Source organism: Anaeromyxobacter sp. SG66, from assembly GCF_022690805.1.
Taxonomy (GTDB): domain Bacteria; phylum Myxococcota; class Myxococcia; order Myxococcales; family Anaeromyxobacteraceae; genus Anaeromyxobacter; species Anaeromyxobacter soli.
Window position 1 is genome coordinate 1 of record NZ_JALCZC010000084.1, and the last position, 18533, is coordinate 18533.

General features: G+C 73.8%; 17 protein-coding genes. 7 read left to right on the forward strand and 10 right to left on the reverse strand.

Annotated elements, in window-relative coordinates; translation table 11 throughout:
* On the reverse strand, positions 1–945 hold a 945-nt coding region (locus tag MNZ39_RS18270), incomplete at its 3' end, for a DUF4388 domain-containing protein (protein WP_242340518.1).
* 25 nt (positions 946–970) lie between these two features.
* Complete coding sequence (locus MNZ39_RS18275; RefSeq protein WP_242340519.1) at positions 971–1468, reverse strand: tRNA (cytidine(34)-2'-O)-methyltransferase; 498 nt, start codon at positions 1466–1468, stop codon at positions 971–973.
* Here MNZ39_RS18275 and MNZ39_RS18280 point away from each other — a divergent pair.
* Positions 1458–2399: a diacylglycerol kinase family protein gene (locus MNZ39_RS18280; protein WP_242340520.1), complete on the forward strand. Its 942-nt coding sequence runs from the start codon at positions 1458–1460 to the stop codon at positions 2397–2399. The two genes, MNZ39_RS18275 and MNZ39_RS18280, sit on opposite strands and share 11 nt — an antisense overlap.
* 24 nt (positions 2400–2423) lie before the next feature.
* Complete coding sequence (locus tag MNZ39_RS18285) at positions 2424–3194, forward strand: Stp1/IreP family PP2C-type Ser/Thr phosphatase (RefSeq protein ID WP_242340521.1); 771 nt, start codon at positions 2424–2426, stop codon at positions 3192–3194.
* A gap of 18 nt (positions 3195–3212) precedes the next feature.
* Here the strand turns inward: MNZ39_RS18285 and MNZ39_RS18290 are convergent, their stop codons facing one another.
* Both MNZ39_RS18290 and MNZ39_RS18295 read right to left on the reverse strand, forming a co-directional pair.
* On the reverse strand, positions 3213–4253 hold the full coding sequence (locus MNZ39_RS18290) for a nucleotidyltransferase family protein (RefSeq protein WP_242340522.1): 1041 nt from the start codon (positions 4251–4253) through the stop codon (positions 3213–3215).
* Positions 4254–4261: 8 nt separating this feature from the next.
* Entirely contained in the window at positions 4262–4708 is a 447-nt protein-coding gene (locus tag MNZ39_RS18295; RefSeq protein ID WP_242340523.1) for a GAF domain-containing protein, read from the reverse strand.
* Between the two features lie 20 nt (positions 4709–4728).
* Between MNZ39_RS18295 and MNZ39_RS18300 the strand changes: the two genes are divergently transcribed.
* Positions 4729–5916 carry an MFS transporter gene (locus MNZ39_RS18300; RefSeq protein ID WP_242340524.1) on the forward strand — a complete coding sequence of 396 codons (1188 nt, stop codon included), beginning with the start codon at positions 4729–4731 and terminating at the stop codon, positions 5914–5916.
* Between the two features lie 197 nt (positions 5917–6113).
* On the opposite strand, the gene MNZ39_RS18305 is transcribed toward MNZ39_RS18300, so the two are convergent.
* Genes MNZ39_RS18305 through MNZ39_RS18315 form a run of 3 tightly spaced genes read right to left on the reverse strand, consistent with a single transcriptional unit; the run spans position 6114 to position 9943 of the window.
* Positions 6114–7913, reverse strand: coding sequence for a DUF294 nucleotidyltransferase-like domain-containing protein (locus MNZ39_RS18305; RefSeq protein WP_242340525.1), 1800 nt, complete (start codon positions 7911–7913; stop codon positions 6114–6116).
* Positions 7914–7924: 11 nt separating this feature from the next.
* Positions 7925–9661: a sodium:solute symporter family protein gene (locus MNZ39_RS18310; RefSeq protein WP_242340526.1), complete on the reverse strand. Its 1737-nt coding sequence runs from the start codon at positions 9659–9661 to the stop codon at positions 7925–7927.
* A 24-nt stretch (positions 9662–9685) separates the two neighbouring features.
* On the reverse strand, positions 9686–9943 hold the full coding sequence (locus MNZ39_RS18315) for a DUF4212 domain-containing protein (RefSeq protein WP_242340527.1): 258 nt from the start codon (positions 9941–9943) through the stop codon (positions 9686–9688).
* Between the two features lie 241 nt (positions 9944–10184).
* On the opposite strand from MNZ39_RS18315, the gene MNZ39_RS18320 reads away from it, so the two are divergent.
* Complete coding sequence (locus MNZ39_RS18320) at positions 10185–11870, forward strand: MFS transporter (protein WP_242340528.1); 1686 nt, start codon at positions 10185–10187, stop codon at positions 11868–11870.
* A 118-nt stretch (positions 11871–11988) separates the two neighbouring features.
* On the forward strand, positions 11989–12189 hold the full coding sequence (locus tag MNZ39_RS18325) for a hypothetical protein (protein WP_242340529.1): 201 nt from the start codon (positions 11989–11991) through the stop codon (positions 12187–12189).
* A gap of 322 nt (positions 12190–12511) precedes the next feature.
* Here MNZ39_RS18325 and MNZ39_RS18330 read toward each other — a convergent pair whose 3' ends face one another.
* The 3 genes from MNZ39_RS18330 to MNZ39_RS18340 all read right to left on the reverse strand — a co-directional run bounded on the left by MNZ39_RS18330 (position 12512) and on the right by MNZ39_RS18340 (position 16123).
* On the reverse strand, positions 12512–13981 hold the full coding sequence (locus MNZ39_RS18330) for a bifunctional serine/threonine-protein kinase/universal stress protein (protein WP_242340530.1): 1470 nt from the start codon (positions 13979–13981) through the stop codon (positions 12512–12514).
* Between the two features lie 2 nt (positions 13982–13983).
* Entirely contained in the window at positions 13984–14727 is a 744-nt protein-coding gene (locus tag MNZ39_RS18335) for a metallophosphoesterase (RefSeq protein ID WP_242340531.1), read from the reverse strand.
* 76 nt (positions 14728–14803) lie between these two features.
* Positions 14804–16123, reverse strand: a complete 1320-nt coding sequence (locus MNZ39_RS18340) for a sodium:proton antiporter (RefSeq protein ID WP_242340532.1) — start codon at positions 16121–16123, stop codon at positions 14804–14806.
* Positions 16124–16453: 330 nt separating this feature from the next.
* On the opposite strand from MNZ39_RS18340, the gene MNZ39_RS18345 reads away from it, so the two are divergent.
* Positions 16454–16789 (forward strand): DUF485 domain-containing protein, encoded by a 336-nt coding sequence (locus tag MNZ39_RS18345; RefSeq protein ID WP_242340533.1) that lies wholly within the window; start codon positions 16454–16456, stop codon positions 16787–16789.
* A 24-nt stretch (positions 16790–16813) separates the two neighbouring features.
* Positions 16814–18427: a sodium/solute symporter gene (locus MNZ39_RS18350; protein WP_242340534.1), complete on the forward strand. Its 1614-nt coding sequence runs from the start codon at positions 16814–16816 to the stop codon at positions 18425–18427.
* The last annotated feature ends 106 nt before the right edge of the window (positions 18428–18533 follow it).

Consider the following 18533-nt stretch of genomic DNA (forward strand, 5'->3'; position numbering starts at 1 on the left):
GGGCTGCGCCGGGGCGCCCGCCGGCCGTCCGCCGAACGGCCCCACGCCCAGGTTCCGCATCCCGCGCTGGAGGAGACGCTGGCGCCGCGCGCGCGCCGCCGCGGGATCGCTCCGGCGCTCGCCGGTGGCCTGGGCTCGCGCCGCCGGCGGGGTGGCCGCGGCCCCCGCGCCGTCGGCCCCGGGCGGCGACTCGAGCACGAGCGTGGGCACCGTCCGCTCCCCCGCCGTCGCCGGCGCCGCGAGGTCGAGGAGGAGCAGCGCCGCGAGGAGCGCGAGGGCGCGCTCCGGCGGCACCTCGGACGCGGCGAGGTAGGCGTCGAGCGGGAGCGGCGCGGCGAGCCGCGCGACGAGCCTGCGCTCGGCCGCGGCGAGCCCGCGCGCCAGCTCCGGCTCGGCGTCCGCGTAGACGTCCGCGAGCTTCGCGCCCGCCTCCGCGGCGCGCAGCGTGACGCTCACGAGGTCCGCCGCCTGCGGCGCCGCGAGCGCGTCGGCGAGGACGCGCAGCGGCGAGAGGAGGCCGGCGCGCGTCCACTCCGGCACCGCGGCGCTCGCCTCGAACGCGAACGGCCCGGCGGGCAGCGCCGCGAGCTGGGCGACGTACCCCGCCTGCTGCTCCTCGAGCGCGTGCTCGACCTGCTCCCGCGAGGCCGCGCCCATCGCCACCAGGATCTCGCCGTGCGGCCGGCGCGTCTCGGCCATGCGCACCAGGCTGAGCGACAGCGCGTCGATGTCGATGACGCCGGCGGCGAGGAGCATGTGCCCGAGCGGCCGGAAGCCGACGAACACCTGGGCGCCCACCGGCGCTCCGTCGTGGAACCACAGCCGCGAGGTGCCGCCTCCGTGCGCGATCTCGAGCACGCCGCTCGCGTGGCGCTCGCGCGCCTCGACCAGCACGGCGGCGAGCGGCGTCCGCGAGAGATCGCCGGGCGCGTCGAGCAAGCTCATGGGCGGGGCATGTTACACCCGCGGGTCACGCTCCGCGAACGGACGCCAGCGCCGCGTACAGCGCCACTCCCGCCGCCACCGCGAGGTTCAGGCTGCGCATGCCCTCGCGCATCGGGATCCCCACCTGCCGCTCGGGCCAGGCGGCGAGCAGCGCCGGCGGGAGCCCGAGCTGCTCCTGGCCGAGGACGAGGAAGTCACCCGGAGCGAAGCGCACCTCGAACAGGCCCCGCTCCGCGCGGGCCGTGAAGAGGTGCAGCTTTTCGATTTGACCGCGGAGCGTCCGGGCCTCAAAGTCGCTCCAGTCCGGGTAGATCGCAGGGGCGACCTCCGGCCAGTAGTCGAGCCCGGCCCGGCGCAGCTGCTTCTCGTCGAGCGAGAACCCGAGCGGCCCGACGAGGTGGAGCGCCGCGCCGGTCACGGCGCAGGTCCGCGCGACGTTGCCGGTGTTCGGCGGGATCTGCGGCGCCACGAGGACGATCTGGAAGGGCGGGTCGACGGAGGGCAGGGTCGGCATGGGCGGCATCGGGATCGTGAACAACCCGCGGTCGCGGCGCAACCGGCGCGACCCCCGCATCGCCGGCCGGCTTCGCGCGCTGCTCGGGGACGACGGCGAGGTGATCGACGCCTCCACGCCCGCCGAGCTCGCCCGGGCCGTCGCGCGCTTCCGCGCGGCCGGGATCGACGTCCTCGGCGTGAACGGGGGCGACGGCACGGCGCACGTGGTGCTCACCGCGTTCGCGCGCGCCTACGGCGGGGCGCCGCTCCCGCGGCTCCTGCCCCTGCGCGGCGGCTCGATGAACACCGTCGCCCACGGGCACCACATCCGCGGGCGCCCCGAGCGGATCCTGCGGGAGGTGCTGGTCAGGCGGCGCGCCGGTCACCCGCTGCGCACGGTCGAGCGGGACCTCCTCGCCGTCTCCGCCGACGACGGGCCGCCCATGTACGGGTTCATCTTCGGCACGGGCGCGGTGGTGGCCTTCCTCGAGGCGTACTACGCCACCGGCCGCACCTCGCCCGCGACCGCCGCGGCCCTGGTGCTGCGCGCCATCGGCTCCGCGATCGCGGGCGGCCCGTTCGCCGAGGCGCTGGTGCGGCGCCAGCGGCTGCGGGTGGTCACCGACGGCGACGAGTGGCCCGACGTGCCGTACCTCGCGCTCGTGGCCGGCGCGACGCCGGACATCGGGTTCGGCTTCAAGGCCTTCGCGCGCTGCGCCGAGCAGCCCGGCTCGTTCCACGCGATCGGGCTCACCGCGGGGCTGCTCCCGCTCGCGCTCTCGCTCCCGCGCATCCGGCGCGGCGCGCCCTGGCGCCGCGCGCTGGCTCAGGACGAGGTCGCGCGCGAGCTCGTCGCGGAGGGCGACGGGATCCGCTTCACGGTGGACGGCGACCTGTACGAAGCGCGGGCGCGGGTGCGGGTGGCCACGGGACCCGGGATCGCCCTCGTCGTACCGTGATACCCTGCGCCGGAGACCTCCACCATGCGGCTCAGCCACGCGGGCATCACCGACGTCGGACGTAAGCGGGCCCACAACGAGGACGCCTACCTGCTCCTCCCGGAGGAGCAGCTCTACTGCGTCGCCGACGGGATGGGGGGCCACGCCTCGGGCGAGGTCGCCGCGCGGCTCGCCGTCGAGGAGATGGCCGAGTTCTTCCGGCTGACCGGTCGCGACGACGAGGCGACCTGGCCGTTCAAGCTCGACCCGGCGCGCAGCCAGGACGAGAACCGGCTCCTCACCGCGGTGAAGCTCGCGAACGTGCGGATCCACGAGCGCGCCCAGACCGACGCGAAGCTCCACGGGATGGGCACGACGCTCGTGGCGGCGAGCTTCCCGAAGGGCGGCGAGACGCTCCTCGTCGGGCACGTCGGCGACAGCCGCGCCTACCTGTACCGCGCCGGGCAGGTGCGCCAGCTCACCGAGGACCACTCGCTCCTCAACGACTACCTGCGCCAGCGCAAGCTCACGCCCGCGGAGGCCGAGACGTTCCCGCACAAGAACGTCATCGTCCGGGCGCTCGGGATGAAGCCGCTCGTCGAGGTCGATCTCGTCCGGGAGGAGCTGCGCGACGGCGACGTGGTGCTGCTCTGCTGCGACGGGCTCTCCGGGATGGTGCCCGACCCGCACATCGGCGACATCATCCGCGCCAGCCACGGCGATCTGAAGCGCGCCGCGCAGACGCTGGTCGACGCGGCGAACCAGGCGGGCGGGGTGGACAACATCACCTGCGTGCTCGTGGCCGTCAGCCGGTAGCGCGCCGCGGCCGGCCGGCTACTCCCGCGCGCCGACCCGATCCTTCCCCGCCGCGATCGCGCCCTCGAGCCGCTCGCCCGGGGCGAGCTCCGTCCCCTCCCACACGATCGCCTCGCGGACCGTCGCGCCCCCCGGGACCGACGCGCCCGGACCGATCACCGCGCGAGGGCCCACCTCCGCCCCCGCGCCCACGGCGGCGCCCGCGCAGACGAGCGTCGGCCCCGCGAGCCGCGCGCGCGGGTCGAGCCGTGCCCCCGCCGCCGCGTGGACCCCCGGCGCGACCTCGCGCGTCCCGGAGAACGGGTCCGCGCCCGGAAAGCGCGCGAGCGGCACGCGCCCGGCGAGCACGTCCAAGGTCGCCTCGAGGTAGCGCGCCGGCGTGCCGAGATCGTTCCAGTACCCCGCGACGACGCGGCCGCGCACCGCCCCCGACGCCATGAGCGGCGGGTACACGTGCCGGTTGATGTCGCGCTCGAACGGCGCGGCGGGGACGCGGTCGAGGAGCGCCGGAGAGAGCACGTGCACGCCGGAGAAGTGCCAGGGCGCGAGCCCCTCGCCGCCCGGCCCGAACGCCCCCGCGATGCGCCGGACTGCGCCGCCCGCGTCCGTCTCGACCGACGCGTAGCGCGCGCCGGCGGGCATGGGGAGCAGCACCATCGTGGCGAGCGCGCCCGAGGCGCGGTGCTCCGCGAGCGCCGCAGCGACGTCGACGTCGAAGAGCACGTCGCCGTTCACGAGCACGATCGCGTCCGCGCCGGCGAGGTGAGCGCGCGCCTCGCGCAGCGCGCCGCCGGTGCCGGCGATGACCGGCTCGCGCGAGACGGCGAGCGCCATGCCGAGCGCGCGTGCCGCCTCCCCGGCCGCCGCCGCCATCCCGTCCGGCAGGTGGTGGACGTTCACGACGGCGCGCCGCACGCCGGCGCCGGCGAGGAGCGCGAGCGACCAGCGCACGAGCGGCACGCCGCACACCGGCACCCCCGGCTTCGCCACCCGCGCGGTGAGGGGCCGGAGCCGCGTGCCCAGCCCGGCGCACAGCACCATGCCGACGACGTCGCCCATCGCGCGCCTCAGGGGAAGACCGGCTCGAGGATCGCGGCGACCTCGGCGAGGAACGTCCGGTCCTCGGCGCCGAAGGCACCCGGGTGATCCGAGTCCACGTCGATCTGGGCGAGGTAGCGCTCGCCGCGGAGGATGGGGAACACGATCTCGGAGCGCGTCTCGAGGTTGCACGCGAGGTAGCGCGGATCGGCGGCGACGTCGTCCACGAGCACGACGTCCTTCGTGCGCGCGGACAGCCCGCAGAGCCCCTCGCCCACCGGGATGCGGACGTGCGGCGTGTCGCGGCCGGCGAACGCGTCGAGCTCCAGCACCCCGCCGCGCAGGACGTAGAGGTACACGCCGGTGTAGCGGGGGAGACGCTGCAGGATCGCGGCGGCCTCGCGGAGTGCCTCCCGGTAAGGGCGGCGGGCGGCGACCCGGAGGGCTTCGAGGGCGCCAGCGCGTTCGGAGTCCATGGTAAAGCCGAAGATAACAGATGGTCCCCGCGGCGCGCCTTCGCCTCTTCTACTTCCTCTACTACGGCACGGTCGGCACGAACCTGCCGTACTTCGCGGCCTATCTGCGCGGCCTCGGCTACACCGGCGAGCAGATCGGCACGGTCCAGATGCTCCCCTCGCTCGCGGCGCCCGCGGTGGCGATCTCGTGGGCGAGCTGGGCCGACCGGCGCGGATCGCCGGCGCGCGCCCTGCGCCGCGCGGCGCTCGTCGCCGTGTCCGCCGCCGTGCTGCTCCCCCTCGTGCGCTCGCCGCTCGCCGTCGGCGCGGTGCTCCTCGTGCAGGCGCTCGGCGAGCGCGCGGTGGTGCCGCTCGTCGACTCCGTGTCGCTCGAGTGGACGCGCGCGCGGCCCGGGACCTCCTACACGGGGCTGCGCCTCTTCGGATCGCTCGGGTTCGTCGCTCTCGCGCTCGGCGTGGGGCGCGCGCTCGCGCTCCGGGGCGATCGCCCGGGCGACGTGCTCGTCCCGGCGCTCGTCGCCTGCGGCGTCGCCGGCTACGCGCTCGTGGCGCGCACCGTCCCGGCAGCACCGCCCCACCCCGGCGCCCGCCCCGGCCTCGCGGACCTCGGGCAGCTCGTCAGGGACCGCCGGCTCCTGCTCTTCCTCGCCGCCTGCGCGCTCCACTGGGCGGCCTGCGCGCCGTACCACCTCCTCTTCGGCGTGCTCGTGCGCGACCGCGGCCTGCCGTCGGACGTGACGGGGCTCGGCATGGCCGCCGGCGTGGTCGCGGAGATCGCGGCGCTGCTCGTCTTCCCGCGGCTCGAGCGCCGCCACTCGCTGCGGCGCCTCCTCGCGGTGGCGTTCCTCGGCAGCGCCGTCCGCTGGGCGCTCGTCTCGCGCGCGGAGTCGGCGGGCGCGATCGTGGCGCTCCAGCTCCTGCACGGGCTCAGCTTCGGCCTGTTCTGGGGCGCGGCGATGGACGCCATGGCGGAGCTCGTGCCCCCGCGGCTCCGCGCCTCCGGCCAGGCGCTCTTCTCCGCGATCGTGTTCGGCGCGGGGAACGCCTTCGGCTACCAGCTCGCGGGCGCCGGCTACGACCGCTACGGCTCCGCGGCGCCGCTCTTCGTCTGGGCGGCGGCCCTCGAGATCGCGGCGCTCGCCTTCGCGCTCCTGTTCCTCGGCCGGCGCGCCGCCGCGCCGGCGGCGGGGCCCGCGCGGCCCGTCTGAGCGCCGATCTGCTCACCCGTGGACACCGCGGGAGGGGCCCCGCGCATCGCGCGGGGAGGGGCGAAGCGCCTCCCGGCGGGGAACCTGCGCGCACCCGCAATCGCGGGCGCGCAGGTTCACGGGCCCCGCCGAGCAGGGATGGGGCCCCAGCGGCTCTGCCGCTGGGGCGGGGACGCAGTCCCCGTGAGATCAGAACCTCAAAACCTCGTATGAAAGTGGTGCTCGCCCGCGTCCTGCAGCGCGCGCACCGCCCGGAACGCGTCCTTCACCCGGCTGCGCTCCACCGCGGAGAGCGTCGCGAGCTGGAGCGTGTCCTCCGGCTCGCGGCGCTCCCCGGCCGCGCGGAGCTGCTCGCGCAGGCGGAGCCCGAGCAGGACGCGGAAGGCCTCCGCGGCGGCCACGCCCACGCGCTCGTCGACGAGCCCCGCGCGGACCGCCGCGTCGAGCCGGTCCACGGTCGCGCGGGCCGGCGCGCGCGCCTCGAGGCCGTAGGCCCGGGCGAGGAAGACCACCGGCGCGATGCCGGCCTTCTTGAGATCGATGGCGGCGGCCGCTCGCAGGCGAAGCGTGAGCGCCGCGGGCGGGTGGAAGTCCAGCGCGGCGCGCGCGAGGAAGCGCAGGAACGGCGGCCGATCGACGGCCGCGAGGACCGCGTCCCCGAGCGGCGCCACGTCGAGCGCGCCGGCCACCGCGCGGTGATCCGCGAACGTCGCCGCGTCGAGCAGCGCGCGCGGAGTGGGGGCGTCGAGCCAGCCCGCCACGCGCGACCGCCACTCGGAGAGCGTCCCGTTCCAGCTCCGCGCCATCACGTCGCCGCGGCAGCGCGGGAACCCGGCCGCCTCGAGGTCCGCGTTGGCGCGCTCCGCGAGGTTCACGAACCAGGCGCGCTCCTCGGCGCCCGCGTCGGCGAAGACGATGGCGTTGTCCTGGTCGGTGAGGAGCGTCTGCTCGCGCCGCCCCTCCGACCCGAGCGCGAGCCAGGCGTAGGGAGCGGGCGCGGGCCCGAGATCGTGCTCGCCCCAGGCGAGGATGCGGCGCACGAGCGCGTCGTTGAGCCGGGCGACGAGCGCGGCGATGGCGAGCGCGTCCAGCCCGCCCGCCTGGAGCGAGGCCGCCATGCGCGCCACCATCGCGGCGTAGCCCGGCAAGGCGGCGCGCGAGGCGAGCCCCTCGACCCGGCGGAGGACCGCCATGGGGCCGGGCGCGGCGCAGCGCAGGAGGTCCGTCGAGGTGACGACCCCGATGACGTCGCCGTCGCGGACGACCGGCAGGTGGTGGACGCCTGCGTCGAGGAGCGCCGTCCAGGCGGCGTGCACCGGCGTGCCGGCGGCGATCTCGCGCAGCGGACGGGTCGCCACCCCGGCGACGGGCGTCTCCGGCCCGAGCCCCTCGGCGAGCACGCGGCCGCGGAAGTCGCGATCGGTCACGATGCCGGGCGGAGCTCCGCGCACGAGGACCGAGGAGATCCCCCGCGCGCGCATCACCCGCGCCGCGTCGCCGACGGTGGCGTCCTCGCTCACCCAGGCGGCCGGGCCGGAGACGAGCTGCTCGACCGGCTGGGCGAGCTCCGGCGGCCCCTCGTGCGCGGGCGCGAGCTCGAGGCTGCGCCGGAGCCGCTCCCCCAGCCCCGTGGCGAAGTGGCCCGCGAAGCGGGCGTCGGCGAGCAGGCGCCGGAACTCCGCGGCGGGCAGCCGGTAGGCGACGAGGTCCTCCTCGACCACGACGTCGAGCGGCGCCGTGCCGGTGAGGAGCGAGGTGTACCCGAACACCTCGCCCTCCTCGAGGACCTGCATCGTCCGCCCGTCGCGCTCGAGCCGCACGACGCCGGCGCGGATGATCCAGAGGTGCTCGAACGGCGTGCCGCCGGCGCGGACGAGCCGCGTACCGGCGGGCCGGGAGACCTCGTCGAGCGCGGCGGTCGCCGCGGCGAGGAGCGGCGCTGGCAGGCCGTCGAAGGGCGGGGTCGCGCGCAGGAAGGCGGCGGGATCGACCGGCACGCGGGGCTCCGTCAGCGCGCCCGGGAGGACGCGGCCGCGCGGGCCGGCGCGGGCTCGCGGGGGTAGCGCAGCGAGGCGACGAGCTCCTGGACCTCGCGCGGCGGGGCCGGCGTCGCGAGCGAGACGACGGTGAGGACCGCCGCGTTCACGAGCGTCCCGAGCGCGCCGATCCCCTCCGGCGAGATCCCGAGCCACCAGTGCTCGGGCCCGTTGAGCTCCGGGTGCAGGTGCCGGAACCACAGGACGTACGCGGAAGTCACGAGGAGCCCCGCGGCCATCCCGGCGATCGCGCCCTCGCGCGTGGCCCGGCGCCAGAAGATCCCGAGCACGAGGACCGGGAAGAAGGACGACGCGGCGAGGCCGAAGGCGATCGCGACCACCTCCGCGACCGAGCCCGGCGGCCTGAGCGCGAAGTAGCCCGCCCCGAGCGCAGCGGCGGCGGCGGCCCCGCGCGCCCACCCGAGCTCGGCGCGATCCGAGAGGCGCGGCGCGGCGACGCCGCGGACGAGATCGTGCGAGAACCCCGCCGCGATCACGAGCAGCAGCCCGGCGGCGGTGGAGAGTCCGGCCGCGAGCGCGCCGGCGGCGACGAGGCCGACCACCCAGGCCGGGAGGCGCGCCATCTCCGGGTGCGCGAGCACGATCACGTCGCCGTCGACGCGCACCTCGTTCCGGGCCGGATCCCCCGAGAGCTGCATGCGGCCGTCGCCGTTCCGATCCGTCCAGGCGACGAGCCCGGTCTGCTCCCAGGCGCGGAACCAGCTCGGCGCTTCCGTGTGCGGCACGCCCTCCACGGTCGCGACGAGGAGGCCGCGCCCGAAGGCGGCCACCGCGGGCGCGGCCGTGTAGAGGACCGCGATGAACAGGAGCGCCCAGCCGGCCGACGCGCGCGCGTCGCGGATCTTCGGGACGGTGAAGAAGCGGATGATGATGTGCGGCAGGCCGGCGGTGCCGATCATGAGGGCCGCCGTGGTCGCGACGACGTCGAGGCGTGGCCGCGCGCCCGCCGTGAACCGCCCGAGGCCGAGGTCGGCGCCGACCGCGTCGAGCGCGTCGAGCAGGTGGCGCCCGGGCGTGACGCCGAGGAGCGCAGCGCCGCCCTCCGTGAGGCGGCCGCCCAGCCCGAGCGCCGGGATCGGGTTCCCGGTGAGCAGCCGCGACACGAGCACCGCCGGCACGAGGAAGGCGACGATGAGCACGAGGTACTGCGCCACCTGGACGTAGGTGATGCCCTTCATCCCGCCGAGCACCGCGTAGAAGAACACGATCGCGAGGGCGATCACGACGCCGGCGCCGATGGGGAGCTCGAGGAAGCGCGCCAGCACGATGCCGACCCCGCGCACCTGCGCGGCCACGTAGGTGAACGACACGACGAGCGCGCAGACCGTGGCCACCGCGCGCGCGGAGCGCGAGTAGTAACGGTCGCCCACGAACTGCGGGACCGTGTACTTGCCGTACTTGCGGAGGTACGGCGCGAGCAGCACCGCGAGCAGGACGTACCCGCCCGTCCAGCCCATCAGGTAGGCGGAGCCGTCGCGGCCGGTGAAGGCGAGGATGCCCGCCATCGACATGAACGACGCGGCGGACATCCAGTCCGCGCCGGTGGCCATCCCGCTCACCACCGGGTGGACGGCGCGATCCGCGACGTAGTAGTCGGCGAGGGAGCGCGCCCGCGTGTAGAGGGCGATGCCCGCGTAGAGGCCGAACGAGGCGGCGACGAGCACCCACGTCCAGCCGATCGGGCCCATCCCATCCTCCCAGCGACGGCGGGGTCACTCCTCGTACACGCCGAACCGCCGGTCGAGCGCGTTCATCCACCGAACGTAGACGAATACGAGCGCCACGAATACGAGCATCGCGCCCTGGGTCGCGAACCAGAAGCCGAGCGGGAACCCGAACAGCCGGAACGCGTCGAGCCGATCCGCGAGGAGGATCCCGGCCCCGAAGGACGCGGCCGCCCAGATCGCGAGCACTCCGGCGATTGAGCGCAGGTTCGCCCTCCAGTAGGCCTCGCGCTTGTCTTGCGTCATTTCGCGAAATACCCCCGCGTTAGGTTCCATCCTACGACGCAGCGCGCAACCACTGCGAGCCCCGACGGGTCCAAGTCCGCTGAATTACTCGACAGAACAGGCCCGACGCGGGTTGTGCGCTTAGGTCGACTTTTTGCGCGCAATACGTGCGTTGCCCATTGCCATGCACGATCTGCGTGTGGTACGCCTGAACACGCTGCCCGGCCATTCACCATTCTTAACCGCGCGTAGAGGAGTACCCATGGCGATCGCACCGGTCACCGCCCCACAGCCGCCGAGCGAACCTCCCAAGGCTGTCGGCATCACTCGCGACGAGAAGAGAGTCATCTTCGCGTCGTCGCTCGGCACCGTCTTCGAGTGGTACGACTTCTATCTTTACGGCTCTCTCGCGGCGATCATCTCCAAGCAGTTCTTCGGCGCGCTCAACGAGACGAGCGCCTTCATCTTCGCCCTCCTCGCCTTCGCCGCGGGCTTCGCCGTCCGCCCGTTCGGCGCCATCGTGTTCGGGCGCCTCGGCGACCTGATCGGCCGCAAGTACACCTTCCTCATCACGATCCTGATCATGGGCCTCTCGACCACGATCGTGGGTCTCCTGCCGTCCTACGCGACGATCGGCATGGCAGCGCCGACCATCCTCATCGGCCTGCGCCTCATGCAGGGCCTCGCGCTCGGCGGCGAGTACGGCGGCGCGGCGACCTACGTGGCGGAGCACGCTCCCAAGGGCAAGCGCGGCCTGTTCACGAGCTGGATCCAGACGACCGCCACGGTGGGCCTCTTCCTGTCCCTGCTCGTGATCCTCGGCACGCGCGCCTCGATGGGCCCGAAGTTCGAGGAGTGGGGCTGGCGCATCCCGTTCATCCTCTCCGCCCTCCTGCTCGCCATCTCCGTGTACATCCGGCTCCAGCTGCAGGAGTCGCCGGTGTTCAAGCGGATGAAGGCTGAGGGCAAGGGCTCGAAGGCGCCGATCACCGAGTCGTTCTTCCGCTGGAACAACCTCAAGATCGTGCTGATGGTGCTGTTCGGCGGCGTCGTGGGCCAGGCGGTGGTCTGGTACACGGGCATGTTCTACGAGCTGTTCTTCCTCACCCAGACGCTGAAGGTCGAGGCGATGGCGGCGAACCTCATGGTCGCCGGCGCCCTCATCCTCGCCACGCCGTTCTTCATCGTCTTCGGCGCGCTCTCCGACAAGATCGGCCGCAAGTGGATCATCATGGCGGGCTGCGTCATCGCCGCCGCGACCTACTTCCCGATCTTCAAGGGGCTCACCAAGGCCGCGAACCCCGCCATCTTCCAGGCCGCCGAGGCGAACCCGATCACGGTCGTCTCCGACCCCGCCGACTGCAGCTTCCAGTTCGACCCGATCGGCAAGGCGAAGTTCAACACGTCCTGCGACATCGCGAAGAGCTGGCTCGCGAAGAAGTACATCCCCTACCGCAACGAGCAGGCGGCACCGGGCACGCCCGCGTCCGTCAAGATCGGCGGCACGGAGATCAAGAGCTTCGACGGGCGGACCCTGCCTCCCGCCGAGTTCAAGACCCAGGCGGCGGCCTTCGACAAGCAGCTGGGCGACGCGGTGAAGGCCGCCGGCTATCCGGCCAAGGCCGACATGAGCAAGGTGAACACGCCGATGGTCGTGTTCCTGCTCTTCCTCCTCGCGCTGTACGTGACGATGGTGTACGCGCCGATCGCGGCCTGGCTCGTCGAGCTCTTCCCGGCGCGCATCCGCTACACCTCGATGTCGCTGCCGTACCACATCGGCAACGGCTGGTTCGGCGGCTTCCTGCCGACCATCGCGTTCGCGATGGTGGCCGCCACGGGCGACATCTACTACGGCCTCTGGTACCCGATCATCGCAGCGCTCATGACCGCCGTCCTCGGCTCGCTCTTCATGCCGGAGACGAAGGACCGCGACATCCATCACACCTGACGTCCCCCGCGCCCCCGCGCCGCGCCGCGGCGCGGGGGCGTTCCTCTCTCCCCTCCCCTTCCACTCACTTCGTGCGCCCGCGCGCCCTCGCGCGCGGCGTCGCGCGCCCGGGACCGCAATGAACTCCGCCACCCCGCTCCGCAGCGCGGCCGCCGTCGTCGCCCTCTCCGTCTCCGCGCTCGCCCGCGCCAACGAGGCCACCGGCACGGAGGCGGTCGGCCAGATGCAGGTGTCCGGCTCGACGCTCGCGCTCATGGTCGCCGCGCTCGTCGGCCTCGGCGTCGTGGTCTGGCTGGTCTCGAAGGTCGTGTCGAGATAAGCGGGGGACTGCGTCCCCCGCCCCGCCGAGCAAAGCTCGTCGGGGCCCCACCCCCGCTCGCCGGGTCCCTGCGCCATCGCGCGCGGCTTCGCCGCTGTCGCGATGTCGCCCCGGCTTGCTCGCTTTGCTCGCACGGGCGCTGCGGGCTTCTTGCCGGGGGGACGCATACCGCGCGTCCCCCCGGACCCCCGGCTCACTCCGGCGCAGCCTCATCCGGCTGCGCCTGCGTTCGCGCTCCCCACCCGTGCTCCCCGCGCGGCGGCTTCGCCGCTGTCGTGATGGCGCTTCGGCTCTGCTCGCTTCGGTCGCCCGACGAAGCCCGTCACGCCCCGGGCGCGCGCGGCCGGACCAGCGTCACCGTGCAGGGCGCCTCGGCCGCGACCTTCGTCGAGACCGTCCCGAGGAGCCGCAGGAGCTGCAGCGGCTCCGGCGCCGCGTCCGGCGCCACCCGCGTCGCGACCGCGCCCAGCATCCCGCGCAGGGGGACGTCGCGCGGCGGTGCGCCGATCACGATGTGATCCACGGCGTTCACGCGAGCGTACTCGAGCAGCGCCGCCGCCGCGTCGCTCGCCTCGAGCACGTGGAAGGAGAGCTGCGTCCCCGGGAGCTTGAGCGGCTCGGCCCAGTGGCGGAGCAGGACCCGGTGCTTGAGCCGCTGGGCGGTCGCGGTGTCCTCAGGCGCCGTGCCGCCGAGGTCGGGCGTGGGCGGGATCACCGTCACGACCGCGAGGCGCGTGTGGTCCCCCGCCGCGAGCACGCGGCGGACCGCCTCGCGGATCGCGTCCGTCTGCGCCGGGTCCGCGCGCGCGGTCGCGAGGGCGGCGAGCACGATCGAGCCGCCGGCGGCGTACGCCGAGGGCTGGGGGCAGGGCGGCGGCTCGAAGCCGATCGCCTTGAACCAGCGGCGCACGACCTGTCCGGTGCCCGCCCGGCGGCGCCGGAGGCCGCGCTCGCCCACCGCGACGTCGGCGGGGTGCGCGAGGTCGAACGCGACCTGCGCGGCCGTCGGGTAGCGGGCCGACGCGTCCGGCTCGAGGCAGTGGAGGATCACCTCCTGGAGCCACTCGGGGACCGCCGGCACGAGGGCGCGCGGCGGCACCGGATCGCGCCAGAGCCGCTTGCGGAGCGTGGCGGGGGTGGTCGGGGAGCCGAACGGCGTCTCCCCCGTGGCGAGCTCGTACAGCACCGCGCCGAGGGCGAACACGTCGCTGCGCGGATCGCAGCGGACCCCGAGCACCTGCTCGGGCGCGATGTACGGCGCCGAGCCGATCGGCCGCCGGTACTCCTCGGCGAGGAGGTCCGGGTAGTGCCCGTGGTGCGCGAGCCCGAAGTCGATGAGGACCGCCTCGCCGCCCGGCCGGATCATCACGTTCGAAGGCTTCAGGTCGAGGTGGATGGCGTCCTGGAGGTGCAGCGCGTGGAGCGCGGTCGCGACGGCCGCCCCGAGCTGCGCCACCTCCTCCGGCGGGAGCGGCGCGCGCTCCGCCCACTCCGCGAGGGAGCGCCCCTCGATCCGCTCCATGACGAGGAACGGCCGCTCGGCGTCGTCCCGCGCCGCGACGAAGCGCGGCACGTGGGGCCCCTTGAGCGCCGCGAGCACAGTCTGCTCGACCTCGAAGGAGATGACGCTCGAGGCAGGCTCCCCCGGCCCCAGCCGGGGGACCTTCATGAGGAGCGGGAACTCGGCGCCCGGGCTGGTGACCCGGTATAGCACCGCCATCCCGCCCGCGTGGACCTGCTCCTCCACGCGGAAGCCGTCGATCTCCGTCCCGCGATCGAGGAGCGCGCCCACGTTCACTCTCCCCGCTCGAGCCGCGCCGCGAGCCGCTCCGGCAGGCCCGCCGCGCGGATCTTCGCGGCGGCCGTCGCCCAGTCGTACGGCACGCGCTGGAACGCGAGCCGCTCGCGCTCCAGGTCGAGGAGCGCATAGCACGCCGCGGTGTTCCCGTCGCGTGGCTGACCGCACGACCCGACGATCGCGAGCCACTGGCGCCGGGGTGGGACGGGGATGGCCACGCCCGGGACCGGCTGGAACGCGATCGGGCGCTCGGCGAGGGCGGTGTAGTAGAGGACCGGCTCGTGGACGTGCCCGGAGAAGACGTAGTGCGTGCCCGCCGCGCGCAGGCTCGCGGCGGCGTGCAGCGGGTCCGTCACGTAGGTCCAGTCCGCGGGGCGATCGGCGCTCGCGTGCACGAACACGAGGTCGCCGCGGCGGACGAGGAGCGGCAGGCTCGCGAGGAACGCCTGGTGGCGCTCGTCGAGCCGGGTGCGGGTCCACGCGATCGCCTCCTCCGCGACGCGGTGCATCGTCTCGGCCCCGGGCGAGACCACCGCGGCGTCGTGGTTGCCGCGCACCACCACCGCGCCCGACTCCGCGTGGGACCGGACGACGTCGAGGACCGCCGCCGGGTCCGCCCCGTACCCCACGAGATCGCCCACGAAGGCGAACGCCTCGGCGCCCGCCGCGCGCGCGTGGTCGAGGCAGGCGGTGAGCGCCTCGAGGTTCGCGTGGACATCGGCGAGGATGGCGAGCTTCATCGCGCGGCCGCCCGGCGCCGGGGGCGGCGCGGGGTCCCTCCGAGGAGAGCTTATCTCCCTCCGGGCCGGTCGGCCGTCACATGAGGAACAGCCAGCTCATCGCCGCGAGGATGGGCAGCAGGACCGCGGCGCTCCAGGCGAGGTACCCGAAGAAGCTCGGCATGCGCACGCCCCCCTCCTCCGCGATGGTCTTCACCATGAAGTTGGGGCCGTTGCCGATGTACGTGGCGGCGCCCATGAGCACGGCGCCGAGCGAGACGGCGCGGAGCAGCCCGGCCCCGCGCGCGTGCGCCACGAGCTGCGAGAGATCGCCGGCGTCGGTCCCGACGACCGCGCTCGCCGCGGAGGCGAAGGTGAGGTAGGTCGGCGCGTTGTCGAGGACCGAGGAGAGCGCGCCCGTGGCCCAGAAGTACTGCCAGGGCTCCGCGAGGCCGAGCTCGGCGCCGCGGGCGTTCAGGATCGCGAGCGCCGGGATCATGGTGGCGAAGATGCCCGCGAAGAGCGCCGCCACCTCGAGGATGGGCCCCCACGAGAAGCGGTTCTCCCGGCGGAGCGCGGCCGGCGTCGTGACCCACGCGAGCGCGGCGACGCCGGCGAGCGCGGCCTCCGCGACCCCGGGCGGCGGCGCGAGCGTGCCCGCCACGACCAGCACCCCCACGATGGCGGCGAGCCAGAGCGCGTTGTGCGCCCCGGCGACGTGCAGCGGCACGCGGTGGGCCTCGGCGAGCTCGTCGAGGTCGCCGGGGGTGGCGAGGTCCTCGCGCCGGAAGAGGGTGGAGTCGACCACGTAGAACACGAGGAGCAGCGCGCCGACGACGAACGCCCACTCGCGCCACAGGCGCAGGGTCCACGTGAACGGGACGCCGCGGAGGAACCCGAGGAAGAGGGGCGGATCGCCGAGCGGCGTGAGCAGCCCGCCCGCGTTCGCGACGATGAAGATGAAGAACACGAAGACGTGGGCCTTGCCGCGCCGCACCGAGTTCGCGCGCAGCAGGGGCCGCACGAGCAGCATCGACGCGCCGGTCGTGCCGACGAGCGAGGCGAGCGCCGCGCCCGCGCCGAGCAGCGCGGCGTTGAGCCCGGGGGTCCCCGAGAGCGTGCCGCGCACCACGATCCCGCCCGAGATCACGTAGAGGGCGCCGAGCAGCGCCATGAACGCGACGTACTCGTGCGCCGCGTGCGCGACGGCGCCGCCGTCGAGGCGCGCGACCAGCGCGACGACGGGTACGCCGAGGAGCGCGCTGAAGAGCAGCTTGTTGCGGTTGTGCTCCCAGAAGCGCCCCGCCGCGAGCGGCAGGATCGCGATCCCGGCGAGCACGAGCGCGAACGGGGCGACGCTCCAGACGGGAAGCAGGTGGCCGAGGGGTAGCTCGCTCGCACGGACGATGGGATCCACCCGCCGACGCTAACGGGGCGCCGCTCGGCAGGCAACGCCGCCCTGCGGCCTTGCGCCACCCTGATGATGTTCGCAGCCCTTGGCGCTCCGGACCCGCCGAGCGCAGCGCTTGCGCGCATTGATTGCGTTACGCTCTCTTTTCGTTCTTGCGCATGTCTTGCGCGCATTGATTGCATCCAGCGATTCGTGCGGGCTCCGGGAGCGGGTATTGGACCGCTCCGGGGCAATTTGTTGCGCAACTTTGGCGCGTGCGGCTGTTCACCGCGCAAATCGATCTGCTATGACCACATCCCACGCCTCAAATTTCACGTATCCCGGAGGAGAGCGTTCATGTCGAAACCCGCGGTCAGCCCGCTGAAGGATCGCAGCACCCGTTCCGCGCACGAGGTGATCGCGTCGCCCGAGTTCAAGGCGCTCGTGTCCAAGCGCTGGAAGGTCAGCCTCGTCCTGCTCACGCTGCTGTTCGTGAGCTACTACGGCTTCATCCTGCTCGTCGCGACGAACAAGACGCTCGTCAACACCAAGATCGGCGAGGTCACGACCCTCGCGATCCCGCTCGGCCTGGCGGCGATCGTGATCGCCTTCGTGCTCACCGCCTTCTACGTGGCGTGGGCCAACAAGTCCTACGACCCCGAAGTCGAGCGGATCCGCTCGCAGCTCCGGTAGCCCCCTTCACCGACAGGAATACCAATGACCTCGATCGGCGCGATCCAGGCCCTCCTCCTCACGCAGGCCGCCCCCGCGGCCGCCGGTGAGTCGATGCAGACGTCGCTCGGCTCCCCGTCGATGATGTCCATCCTCTTCTTCTTCATGATCGTCGCGGTGACGCTCGTCATCACCTACTGGGCGGCCCGCAAGACGAAGACCTCCTCCGAGTTCTACGCCGCCGGCCGCAGCGTCTCCGCGCTGCAGAACGGGTTCGCGCTCGCGGGCGACTACATGTCCGCCGCGTCGTTCCTCGGCATCTCCGGCATGGTGGCGCTGAAGGGCTACGACGGCATGATCTACGCGACCGGCTGGCTCGTCGGCTGGCCCGCGCTCATGTTCCTCGTCGCCGAGCCGCTCCGGAACCTCGGCAAGTTCACCTTCGCCGACGTGGTGGCGTTCCGGCTGAAGCAGAAGCCGGTCCGCATCGCCGCGGCGATCGGCGGCATCCTGACGGTGCTCTTCTACACCATCGCCCAGATGGTCGGCTCCGGCGCGCTCATCCAGCTCATGTTCGGGCTCAAGTACGAGTACGCCGAGCTCATCGTCGGCGTGGTGATGCTCGCCTACGTGCTCTTCGGCGGCATGCTCGCGACGACCTGGGTGCAGATCATCAAGGCCGGCCTGCTGCTCTTCGGCGTGTCGCTCCTGACCGTCCTCGTGCTCGCGAAGTTCAACTTCAACCCGGGCAACCTCTACGCCGCGGTCGTCGAGAAGTACGGCCAGACCGCGCTCGAGCCGGGCGGCATCGTGGCGAGCCCGATCGAGGCCGTCTCGCTCGGCCTCGCGCTGATGTTCGGCCTCCTCGGCCTGCCGCACATCCTGATGCGCTTCTACACGGTGCCGGACGCGAAGGCCGCCCGGAAGTCGGTGCTCTACGCCACCGGCCTCATCGGCTACTTCTACGTGATCATCCCGATCGTCGGCTTCGGCGCCGCGGTGCTCACGCCGGGCGGCCGCAAGTTCATCTCCGGCATCGACGGCGGCGGCAACATGGCCGCGCCGCTCGTCGCCGAGCTCCTCGGCGGCACGGCGTTCCTCGGCTTCATCGCCGCGGTCGCCTTCGCGACCATCCTCGCCGTCGTGGCCGGCCTCACCCTCGCCGGCGCCTCCGCCTACTCCCACGACATCTACGTGAACGTGATCAAGGGCGGGAAGGCGACGGAGGAGGAGCAGGTGAAGGCCGCGAAGATCGCGACCATCGTCTTCGGCGTGGTGGCGGTCGGCCTCGGCATCCTCTTCAAGGGCCAGAACGTCGCGTTCATGGTGGGCCTCGCCTTCGCGATCGCCGCCAGCGCGAACTTCCCCGCCCTCCTCATGTCGATCGTGTGGAAGCGCTTCACGACCTGGGGCGCGGTCTGGTCGATCCTCGTCGGCGCGATCAGCTCGTGCGCGATGATCGTGCTCTCGAAGACGGTCTGGGTCGACGTGTTCAAGTTCGAGCACGCCATCTTCCCGATGAAGAACCCGGCGATCTTCTCGATGACGGCGGCGTTCGCGGTCGGCATCATCGCCTCGCTCCTCACGCCCGAGCGCGAGGCGCAGGAGATGTTCGAGGACGAGAAGCTCCGCACCTACCTCGGCGTCGGCGCCGAGTAGCCGCGAGCCCGTGATCCACGCCGCGGCCGGCGCGCCTTCCCGGGCGCCGGCCGCGGTCCTTTTCATGAGTCAGAAGCGCCGGTACTCGTCGTCGCGCGGCGACGCC